Consider the following 9,909-nt stretch of genomic DNA (forward strand, 5'->3'; position numbering starts at 1 on the left):
TTTCAGTTCCATATCCCGGCCAGCGCAGTGGGCAACTGGTCAAAGGTCTCAATCATGCAGGTGGCCGAGGTCAAAGCAGACCGATCATGGTATCCCCATGCCACGCCGATGCCGCGCACCCCGGCAGCGGCGGCCATGTCCATGTCATAGCTTGTATCGCCGACCATCACCGCGCAGTCGGGTTCGACACCGGTCTCGGCCAACGCGGCCTGCACCATGGACGGATGCGGCTTCGACGGATGGTGGTCGGCGACCTGCCGGGTGACGAAGTAGCGCTCAAGCCCATGCACTTCGATCAACGCATCAAGCCCGCGCTGGGATTTGCCGGTTGCCACCCCAAGAAGCACTTCGGGCACGGCGTGCAAAGCTTCAATCGCCTCTCTCGCACCGGGATAGAGCGGAGAGCTGGCAGCGCCCAAATCCAAGCGATGCGCGTGATAAGCTTCCTTGTACCCTTCAACGAGATCGTTCTGTACCGAGGAAGGTTGGTCCGGCACCAATCGTGCGATGGCATGTGGCAGGGACAGCCCGACGATGGACAGGATCACCTCTCGCGTCGGTACAGGGACCGAAGCGGCCTGAAAGCTGGTGGTCATGGCGTGAACGATACTGCCCTGACTGTCGACCAGAGTGCCATCGACATCAAACAAAACCAGCCGTAGGGGTGCGCTCATTGCAGCGCCTCAAACGGGTCGTCGGCGGCCAGATCCTCGGTCCAGCCGAAGGTGTCCCAGCTGTGTTTCATATGTTCCGGCAAGGGCGCAGTCACCGTTACCGGTTTGCGCGTTATCGGATGCAGGAATGACAGTCGCCGCGCGTGCAGATGCAGCTTTTTGCTGATGATTCCACCCAGTTGCGCGCCCCAGCCATCACCCAGGTTTTCCTGCCCCGAGCCACCGTATTTGCCGTCGCCGATGATCGGATGACCGATCGCTGCCATATGCGCGCGCAGTTGGTGGGTGCGGCCCGTGATTGGCTCCATCGCGACCCAAGCGGCGCGTCCGGCCACGCGGTAGAGGGTCGCATAATGTGTATGTGCCCGTTTCGCACCGGGGGTGCTGTCGATCTCGTTCATATGGACGGGGATCATCTTTTCACCCTCGCCATGCGCGCCATGACCAGCTGCTTTCACAAGACCCGTCTTGATTTCACCCAGATATGGCGTGGGGACACCTGCAACCAGCGCCCAGTAAATCTTGCGTGTATCGCGGTGGCGGAAAGCGGCTGTCAGCCCCTTTGCGGCTTCGCGCGTGCGGGCCAGCAGCAGAACTCCTGACGTGTCCTTGTCCAGGCGGTGAACCAGACGCGGGTTTTCGTCATACCCAAACCGCAACGCCTCGGACAGGCTGTCGACATGCCGGGTCTGCCCGCTGCCGCCCTGTACCGGCAGGCCCTGCGGTTTGTTCAGGGCCAGAATGTGATCATCACGGTAGATCACGCAGGACTGGATCATCTTGGCATCCGCATCCGAGATACGATGCTTAACCTCAACCGGTTTGTGATCAGGCCCCGGCAATGGCGGTACACGAACCACCTGCCCGACCTCCAATCGGGTCGAGGCCTTGGCCCGGCTGCCATCCACACGCAGTTCTCCCTTGCGGCACATCTTTTCGATGCGGCCCTGGCTGACATGCGGGAACAGGCGGCGCAACCAGCGGTCCACACGCTGATCGCCGTCCCCTTCAGCGACTGTAATCATCTGTACGCCACTCATGCCATTGCCCCTTGCGCCGCGCGGGTGATCCGCCCGGATTGTGTCTTTGTCCGTGTCCCGGAAATCATGGGGGTCTCTCGCGCGCAACGCGGCAAGAGTCAAGGTATCAGACAGGAACCTTTGGCGTTCGAGGGGGCTCAGCACCGCCCGCCACTTCTCGGCACGATCAATACATTCCCAGCCAGCCTAGCTGTTGCGCTGGGTCCGAAGCTTGGCGAAGTAATCGAGGCGCTTTTTCAGCTCACGCTCGAATCCGCGCTCGACCGGTTGATACAGAACCGGGCGTTTCATTGTTTCGGGAAAATAGTTCTGACCGGAAAACCCGTCTTCGGCGTCATGGTCATACGCATAGCCGGCACCATATCCCTGATCCTTCATCATTGATGTAGGGGCATTCAGGATATGTTTGGGCGGTGGCTCGCTGCCCGATTGCTTGGCCAGCCGCATCGCTGCCTTATAGCCGACATAAGCACCGTTGGATTTCGGGGCCAGGGCCAGATAGACCAGCGCCTGCGCCAGCGCCAGCTCACCTTCGGGAGAGCCGAGCCGCTCATACGTTTCCCAGGATTGTAGGCAAATGGCCTGTGCCTGCGGATCGGCCAGGCCGATATCCTCGACCGCCATCCGTGTGATCCGACGCGCCAGATAGCGCGGGTCTTCGCCCCCTGTCAGCATTCGCGCGAACCAGTACAGCGCCGCGTCCGGGTCGGACCCGCGTACCGATTTGTGCAGGGCTGAAATCAAGTTGTAATGTTCATCGCCCGACTTGTCATATTTCGCCGCCCGCCGCATCAGACGCGTCGACAGCGCGTCCGTGTCCAACGGCGCTTCAACCTTCCAAGCCGAAACCTGTTCGATCAGGTTCAGCAAAGCCCGTCCGTCCCCATCGGCCATTTCCTGCAACGCATCGCGGGCTGTGGGTGTCAACGGCAGCGCGCGGTCCAGCTCTTTTTCGGCGCGCTGGGTCAGGCGTTCAAGATCGGAAAGGCCAAGCCGTTCCAGCACCAGAACCTGCGACCGGCTGAGAACGGCGGCGTTCAGCTCAAAGGACGGGTTCTCGGTCGTTGCCCCGACCAGAAGGATCGTGCCGTCCTCCATATGCGGCAGAAACCCGTCCTGCTGCGCCTTGTTGAAGCGGTGTATCTCGTCCACGAACAGCAAGGTCCCCTGCCCGTTCTGGCGCCTGATCTTGGCCGCTTCGAAAACCTTCTTCAAATCCGGAACACCGGTGAAAATCGCACTGATCTGAACGAATTGCAGATCGGTTTCCTGCGCCAGCAACCGTGCGATCGTTGTCTTGCCGACACCGGGCGGCCCCCAGAAGATCAGGCTGGACAGGCTGCCTGACGCCAGCATGACCCCCAGCGGTGCATCCGGGCCAAGAACCTGTTCCTGACCGATGACCTCGGCCAGTGACTGCGGGCGCAACCGGTCCGCCAGGGGACGGTGTGGCGCAGCGGTGGGTTCCGTTGGCCCGGTATCGAACAGATCGCTCACGGGTTACAGCCGGAACCGCAATGAGACTGACCGACCACCGCGCAGAAGACCCATCTGCACGCGACGACCCGGATCTGTCAGCGCATTCTCCACATCCCCAGGACGTTCGATGTCATTGGAATTGATGCTTTCAAGAATATCCCCCGATCGCAAACCCGCGCGTCCACCATAGGGGCCGGGATCAACAACAACGACACCTGTCTGGGACAGTGGCAAGCCCATATCGGAGATCACCGCAGGGTTGACGCGGGACACCACCAGCCCCGGCAGGACAGTGTCTTCATCCAATGTCGTCTTTTCAGCGGCGGGGGTTTCCGGCGCTTTGATCAGTGCCACCTCAACCTCTTCGCTCTGGGTGCCGCGCAGCCGTGTCAGAACCGATGTTCCCCCCACCCCCGCTACGGACATGCGAAACTTCATCTCGGCTGGCGAGTTCACTTCGTCCCCGTCCACATGGGTCACGACGTCCCCCACCTTGAGCCCCGCCTCACGCAGCGGGCTAAGGTCATGCAGGTCCGAGATGACAACACCCAGCGGGATGGCAAGACCAAGGGATTCAGCAATATCCGCGCTCATATGTTGACCGGTCATGCCTGCCCAGGGGCTGACAAAACTGTCATTGCCCTGCTGCGCCTGTTTCAGAAACTCGGCCACAAGATTTGCGGGGATGGCAAAACCGATGCCATTCGACCCGCCCGAGCGTGTCAGAATAGAGGTGTTGATCCCGATCAGGTCCCCGTTCACATCAATCAGCGCTCCACCGGAGTTGCCCGGGTTGATCGCTGCATCTGTCTGAATGAAATACCCGCGTGCATTGCCTGTCGCCGTACCTGTGCGCGCCAAGCCCGAGATGATACCAGAGGACACCGTCTGCCCCACCCCGAACGGGTTGCCGATGGCAAGGGCCAGTTCGCCAACCTCGACCTGATCGGAATCGCGCAGGGTCAGGTAGGGCAGGTCTTGCGCCTCTTCCAGACGCAGGATCGCAATGTCGCTTTCTTCGTGCCCCAGTACGACCGTGGCAGAAAACTCGCGTCGGTCGGTTGTCACGACTCTGATCTCGGTCGCCGAGCCTACAACATGGTAGTTGGACACAACGTAGCCATCTTCAGACAGGATGACCCCGGAACCCAGCGAGTTCTGAACCCGCGGCTGCGGCGTTCCCAGGCTTCCGCCAAAGAAATCCCGAAAGAACGGGTCCGAGTAAAACGGGCTGGCCCGCCCCTGCCGCACGATCTTGGCGTAGATATTCACCACCGCAGGCGAGGCCTTTTTGACCACCGGAGCAAAGCCCAGAGAGATTTCGGACTGCGATTGCGGGACGCGGGTTTCGGCAAATGCTGGCAGGGCCATGACAAGCATAAGAGAGATAAAGGATGCGCGGATCATGGGGGCTCCGGATTAGATTATCCTTGGGATATGCGGGGCAAAGGCGACAAATGCAAGCCGCGCGCTCAGCTTCGGCGGCGCAGGAACTTGAGCCCGGACCAATCGGCATCAACCGCGCAAACCTTCACGTCGACCCAGCCCAGCGGCAGGATTTCACTGCGCAGCATATCCTCGGTCACGCCAGCATGCAGGGGCGAAGATTTCTTGGCCCAGAAGACCCACAGCATTCCTCCGCTCCGTATGTGGGCGATTTGCTCAGCGGCCAATTCAGCGATCTGGCCCGGGTGGTTCAGGAACATGTGAACTGCATCCGCGGGATCGGCTGCAGGATCGAACAGAACACCGTCGGCACCTGCTGTCAGGTTGGGATAATGGACAGGGGCGTTGAGCGTACGGACCGTGTATCCGGGTTTGAACCCCAGTTTCGCCCAGAGCGGTTTGCCCGAGTATCCAGTTGCAGGTTTCTTTGCCATAACGGTTTGAACTTAATGGACAAACCGTATGTTGACAATCGGCTGGCTGAGGCACAAAAAAGCCTGCCCGATTGCTCGGGCAGGCGCATCAGGTCGATGACCTTAGTGCTTATTCTTCGGCTTCGGCTTCTTCAGCAGCAATACGGGCTTTGTCCGCGGCGCCTTTGGCATCAATGTCGCGATCGACGAATTCGATGATCGCCATCGGAGCCATGTCACCATAGCGGAAGCCTGCTTTCAGGATGCGGACATAACCGCCCTGACGCTCGGCATAGCGGGGGCCCAGAACTTCGAACAGCTTGGTGACATCTTTGTCTTCTTTCAGCTGTGCTGCGGCCTGACGGCGGGCGTGCAGGTCGCCGCGCTTGCCCAGAGTGACCAGTTTTTCGATGATCGGGCGCAGTTCTTTTGCCTTGGGCAGAGTTGTCTTGATCTGCTCATGTTCGATGAGCGAGCCAGCCATGTTTGCAAACAGAGCCTTGCGGTGCTCATGAGTACGGTTCAGGCGGCGGTAACCACGTGCGTGACGCATTTTTCAATTCCTTCTTTCGCGTTTTGCTTTGTCCGGCTTCCGATGCGTGTCAGAAGCTCACCTTGGGGCGGGATTGCCCGGATTGTACGTTTTGTACAGGCTTTCAGACCCCATTGGTCCAAAATGTACAAAACCTGCGACGGCAGGTTGGCCCCGCCGCCGCAGTCGAAGATGCTTAGAACGCGTCTTCGAATTTCTTTGCCAGATCTTCGATGTTGTCGGGCGGCCAGTCCTCGACATCCATGCCGAGGTGCAGACCCATGCCGGACAGCACTTCCTTGATCTCGTTCAGCGACTTGCGGCCGAAGTTCGGGGTGCGCAGCATCTCGGCTTCGGTCTTCTGGATCAGGTCGCCGATATAGACGATGTTGTCGTTCTTCAGGCAGTTTGCCGAACGGACCGACAGTTCCAGCTCGTCCACTTTCTTGAGCAGCAGCGGGTTGAACTCCAGACCATCGTCTTCGTCCTGACGACCAGCCGATTCCGGCTCATCGAAGTTGACGAAGATCGAAAGCTGATCCTGCAGGATGCGCGCGGCGTAGGCCAGTGCATCCTCGGGGGTGATCGAACCGTCGGTGTCGATCTTCAGGGTCAGTTTGTCATAGTCCAGAACCTGGCCTTCGCGGGTCGGCTGCACGTCATAGGCGACTTTCTTGACCGGCGAATAGATCGCGTCGATCGGGATCAGACCGATGGGCGCATCTTCCGGCTTGTTCTTTTCAGCCGAAACGTAACCCTTGCCGGTGTTGACGGTCAGCTCCATGAACAGGTCGGCGCCGTCATCCAGGTGACAGATGACGTGATCGCGGTTCAGAACCTCGATACCTGCGCTTTCGCTGATGTCACCAGCCGTAACTATTGCCGGGCCTTTGGCATTGATCGACAGGCGCTTGGGGCCTTCGACTTCCATGCGCAAGGAAACCTGCTTGAGGTTCAGGATGATGTCGGTGACGTCTTCACGCACACCCGCCACGCTCGAGAACTCGTGCAGGACGTTGTCGATCTGGACGCTGGTGATGGCCGCGCCTTGCAGCGAGCTCATCAAAACGCGACGCAGGGCGTTGCCCAGGGTCAGACCAAAACCACGTTCCAGCGGTTCGGCAACCAGTGTCGCCTGACGCGCAGGGTCGTTGCCCGGCTTGGCTTCCAGCTGGGTCGGCTTGATCAATTCTGCCCAATTCTTGTGGATCATGTAATCCCTCCATTCCTGCCCGCGCCCCATGACCAACAAGGTGCAGACGCCCGAGGTTCAAAATGACGTGCTGGGGCCGTGCAAAAACACAGCCCCAGCTTAATTCCAGATCGCTTAGACGCGACGACGCTTCGGCGGACGGCAGCCGTTGTGAGCAATCGGGGTCACGTCGCGGATCGACGTGATGTTGAAGCCCACGGCAGCCAGCGCACGCAGAGCCGATTCACGACCCGAACCGGGGCCCTGAACTTCGACTTCCAGCGTCTTGACGCCATGTTCCTGCGCTTTCTTGCCTGCGTCTTCCGCAGCCATCTGCGCGGCATACGGAGTAGATTTCCGCGATCCCTTGAAGCCCATGGTACCGGCAGACGACCACGAGATGGCGTTGCCCTGTACGTCCGAGATCAGGATCTTGGTGTTGTTGAAGGTCGAGTTCACATGGGCAACGCCCGATGCGATGTTCTTGCGCTCTTTGCGCTTGATGCGAGTCTTATCGCGTGCCATCGGTCAGACCCTCCCTTATTTCTTCTTACCGGCAATGGCCTTTGCGGGGCCTTTGCGAGTACGAGCGTTGGTGTGGGTACGCTGACCGCGAACCGGCAGGTTGCGGCGGTGACGCAGACCGCGATAGCAGCCCAGGTCCATCAGACGCTTGACGTTCATCTGAACTTCGCGACGCAGGTCACCTTCGACGGTGTAGTTGGCGTCGATATGTTCGCGGATGGCCAGAACTTCGGCATCCGACAGTTCATTGACGCGGCGGTGCGCTTCAATGCCCACGGCTTCGCAGATTGCGTTGGCCGAGGTGTTGCCGATACCGGTGATATATGTGAGGGCGATTGGAACCCGCTTTGCAGTCGGGATGTTTACGCCGGCAATACGTGCCACGTGTCACTTTCCTTTTTGTTGCGGTTCCGTAACTCCGGAACCTTTTTTCACAACACTTTACCGTGGCAGTGACGCCAGAGGGTCCAGTATTATTCGAGGTGGTCGGGGCAATTGGGACGAATCCCGCATGCGGTCTTGATTCCCTTTAGGGATGGGGGTCGATATGGGCTTTTGGTGGGGCCGTCAAGCCCCAACTTTCGGTCAACCCAGTATCGCCTCGATCGAGGCCGTCACTTCCTTGATATCCGCCAGCCCGTTCACGGGGCGCAGATCGCCCTTGGCGTAGTAATAGCCAATCAGCGGAGACGTCTTCTTGTAGTATTCCATCAGGCGCGTGCGCAGGCTGTCTTCGTTGTCATCGGCGCGGCGCTGGAAGTCATTTTCCTTTCCGCAATTGGTGCATTTGCCATCCGCCGGGATCGGCTTGGTGTTGTCGTTATAGACTTCACCACATCCGCCGCAGGTTGAGCGTGCGGTGATCCGGCCCACCAGCGCGTCGTCATCAACGCGCATCTCGATCACGGTGTGCAGCGACTGGCCCAGCTTGGTCAGCAGAGCGGCCAGCGCATCGGCCTGCGCCAGCGTTCGGGGAAAGCCGTCAAAGATGAAACCGGCGCCTGTTTCGGTGGTCAGTTTCTCTTCGATCAGGCCGATCACGATTTCATCGGTGACCAACTTGCCCGCGTCCATGATCGCCGCAACCTTGCGGCCCATCTCGGTGCCCGAGGTCTTGGCTTCGCGCAGCATGTCGCCCGTGCTGAGCTGCACCATGCCGCGTGTTTCAACCAGATGACGCGCCTGCGTTCCTTTCCCTGCCCCTGGGGGGCCCAACAGAATGATATTCATCGACGAGAGGGTCCCTTCCTGCCGCGTTTCTTGCTTTTGCCGCGCAGTTGAGACTTTTCGATAAGCCCTTCGTATTGGTGCGCCAGAAGATGGCTCTGAACCTGCTGGATCGTATCCATGGTCACGGAGACGATAATCAGAACCGAGGTGCCGCCGAAATAGAACGGGATGGCAAATTGGCCCCGCAGGATTTCAGGCAGCAGACAGACGGCGGCCAGATAGGCCGAACCCAGCACCAGCACGCGGTTGACCACGTATTCCAGATACTCGGCGGTTTTCTTGCCGGGGCGGATACCGGGCACGAACCCGTTCTGCTTTTTCAGGTTGTCCGCCACATCATCCGGCTTGAACGACACGTTGAACGTGTAGAAATACGCAAAGAACACGATCATCGACGCGAAGAACAGCAGATACAGCGGCTGCCCGGGGCCGAAATTGGCCAGCAGCCACGACATGACCGGCCCGTTTGCAGCGCCCGACGAGAAGGTCGAGATCGTCACCGGCAGCAGCAGTAGCGAGCTGGCAAAGATCGCCGGGATCACGCCCGCGGGGTTGACCTTGACCGGCAGGTGGCTGGAGCCACCTTCGTAGATTTTCATCCCGGCCTGACGGCGCGGGTACTGGATATGGATCTTTCGCAGCGCCCGTTCCATGAAGACCACGAACATGATGACGGCAATCACCATCACGATCACGCCAACAATCACAGCGGGGCTGATTGCGCCCGAACGGCCCGACGCGAAGAACTGCGCCAGGGCGGCGGGAACCTCGGCGATGATGCCGACGAAAATGATCAGAGAGATACCGTTGCCGATGCCGCGCGCGGTGATCTGCTCACCCAGCCACATCAGGAACATGGTGCCACCAACCAGCGTGATCATGGTCGACATGCGGAAGAACAGGCCCGGATCGGTCGCCAGATCGCCCGATTCCAGCGACACGGCCAGACCGTAGGCCTGCACGGTGGCCAGTGCCACGGTGCCGAAACGGGTGTATTGGTTAATCTTCTTGCGGCCCTGCTCGCCCTCTTTCTTGAGCTGTTCGAGCGCGGGGACCATCGATGTCAGCAGCTGCACGATGATCGAGGCCGAGATATAGGGCATGATGCCAAGGGCAAAGATGCCCATTCGGCCAAGCGCCCCGCCCGTAAACATCGAAACCATGCCGCCGATGCCCTGCCCCGCCTGTTCCATGAACTCGCGCAATGCTGCTCCGTCGATCCCCGGCACCGGAATGAAGGTGCCCAGACGATAGACGATCAGCAAACCCAGCGTGAACAGGATGCGGTTGCGCAGATCGGTGGCCTTGCCAAGGGCAGCCCAGCTTGTGTTGGCTGCCATTTGTTCTGCTGCTGATACCATAAAGTCGGTCTCTCTTA

The 9,909-nt window shown here is 59.7% G+C and carries 11 protein-coding genes; all 11 read right to left on the bottom strand.

All coding sequences use genetic code 11. From position 1 onward, the window contains the following. Positions 1-2 precede the first annotated feature (2 nt). Positions 3-674: an HAD-IA family hydrolase gene (locus tag I9188_RS18230; protein ID WP_209505876.1), complete on the bottom strand. Its 672-nt coding sequence runs from the start codon at positions 672-674 to the stop codon at positions 3-5. After that, positions 671-1,714 carry an RluA family pseudouridine synthase gene (locus tag I9188_RS18235; protein ID WP_209505873.1) on the bottom strand — a complete coding sequence of 348 codons (1,044 nt, stop codon included), beginning with the start codon at positions 1,712-1,714 and terminating at the stop codon, positions 671-673. The genes I9188_RS18230 and I9188_RS18235 overlap by 4 nt, the downstream gene beginning before the upstream one ends. A 186-nt stretch (positions 1,715-1,900) precedes the next feature. Next, the gene (locus I9188_RS18240; protein WP_209505871.1) at positions 1,901-3,211 is read right to left on the bottom strand and encodes a replication-associated recombination protein A; all 1,311 of its coding nucleotides are present in this window, start codon (positions 3,209-3,211) and stop codon (positions 1,901-1,903) included. Between the two features lie 3 nt (positions 3,212-3,214). After that, positions 3,215-4,600, bottom strand: coding sequence for a trypsin-like peptidase domain-containing protein (locus I9188_RS18245; protein ID WP_209505869.1), 1,386 nt, complete (start codon positions 4,598-4,600; stop codon positions 3,215-3,217). A 65-nt stretch (positions 4,601-4,665) separates the two neighbouring features. Continuing rightward, positions 4,666-5,073 (bottom strand): hypothetical protein, encoded by a 408-nt coding sequence (locus I9188_RS18250; protein ID WP_209505867.1) that lies wholly within the window; start codon positions 5,071-5,073, stop codon positions 4,666-4,668. A gap of 109 nt (positions 5,074-5,182) precedes the next feature. Beyond that, positions 5,183-5,605: a 50S ribosomal protein L17 gene (gene rplQ, locus I9188_RS18255; protein ID WP_209505865.1), complete on the bottom strand. Its 423-nt coding sequence runs from the start codon at positions 5,603-5,605 to the stop codon at positions 5,183-5,185. 175 nt (positions 5,606-5,780) lie between these two features. Beyond that, positions 5,781-6,797, bottom strand: coding sequence for a DNA-directed RNA polymerase subunit alpha (locus tag I9188_RS18260; protein WP_209505863.1), 1,017 nt, complete (start codon positions 6,795-6,797; stop codon positions 5,781-5,783). Between the two features lie 114 nt (positions 6,798-6,911). Next, positions 6,912-7,301, bottom strand: a complete 390-nt coding sequence (gene rpsK / locus I9188_RS18265) for a 30S ribosomal protein S11 (RefSeq protein ID WP_170462414.1) — start codon at positions 7,299-7,301, stop codon at positions 6,912-6,914. A 15-nt stretch (positions 7,302-7,316) separates the two neighbouring features. After that, a complete protein-coding gene (gene rpsM / locus I9188_RS18270; protein ID WP_209505862.1) occupies positions 7,317-7,685 on the bottom strand; it encodes a 30S ribosomal protein S13 in 369 nt (122 codons plus the stop codon). A 201-nt stretch (positions 7,686-7,886) separates the two neighbouring features. After that, complete coding sequence (locus tag I9188_RS18275; RefSeq protein WP_209505861.1) at positions 7,887-8,531, bottom strand: adenylate kinase; 645 nt, start codon at positions 8,529-8,531, stop codon at positions 7,887-7,889. Further along, entirely contained in the window at positions 8,528-9,892 is a 1,365-nt protein-coding gene (secY, locus tag I9188_RS18280; RefSeq protein ID WP_209505860.1) for a preprotein translocase subunit SecY, read from the bottom strand. Before secY ends, I9188_RS18275 begins: the two co-directional genes overlap by 4 nt. Positions 9,893-9,909: the final 17 nt, after the last annotated feature.

Source organism: Ruegeria sp. HKCCSA071 (assembly GCF_017872555.1).
Taxonomy (GTDB): domain Bacteria; phylum Pseudomonadota; class Alphaproteobacteria; order Rhodobacterales; family Rhodobacteraceae; genus Ruegeria.

What these genes read in the sequence shown, in the direction of transcription:
- rplQ (WP_209505865.1), bottom strand. Translation starts at nt 5,605, where the DNA reads ATGCGTCACGCACGTGGTTACCGCCGCCTGAACCGTACTCATGAGCAC.
- I9188_RS18250 (WP_209505867.1), bottom strand. Translation starts at nt 5,073, where the DNA reads ATGGCAAAGAAACCTGCAACTGGATACTCGGGCAAACCGCTCTGGGCG.
- rpsK (WP_170462414.1), bottom strand. Translation starts at nt 7,301, where the DNA reads ATGGCACGCGATAAGACTCGCATCAAGCGCAAAGAGCGCAAGAACATC.
- I9188_RS18245 (WP_209505869.1), bottom strand. Translation starts at nt 4,600, where the DNA reads ATGATCCGCGCATCCTTTATCTCTCTTATGCTTGTCATGGCCCTGCCA.
- I9188_RS18230 (WP_209505876.1), bottom strand. Translation starts at nt 674, where the DNA reads ATGAGCGCACCCCTACGGCTGGTTTTGTTTGATGTCGATGGCACTCTG.
- I9188_RS18275 (WP_209505861.1), bottom strand. Translation starts at nt 8,531, where the DNA reads ATGAATATCATTCTGTTGGGCCCCCCAGGGGCAGGGAAAGGAACGCAG.
- I9188_RS18235 (WP_209505873.1), bottom strand. Translation starts at nt 1,714, where the DNA reads ATGAGTGGCGTACAGATGATTACAGTCGCTGAAGGGGACGGCGATCAG.
- I9188_RS18260 (WP_209505863.1), bottom strand. Translation starts at nt 6,797, where the DNA reads ATGATCCACAAGAATTGGGCAGAATTGATCAAGCCGACCCAGCTGGAA.
- secY (WP_209505860.1), bottom strand. Translation starts at nt 9,892, where the DNA reads ATGGTATCAGCAGCAGAACAAATGGCAGCCAACACAAGCTGGGCTGCC.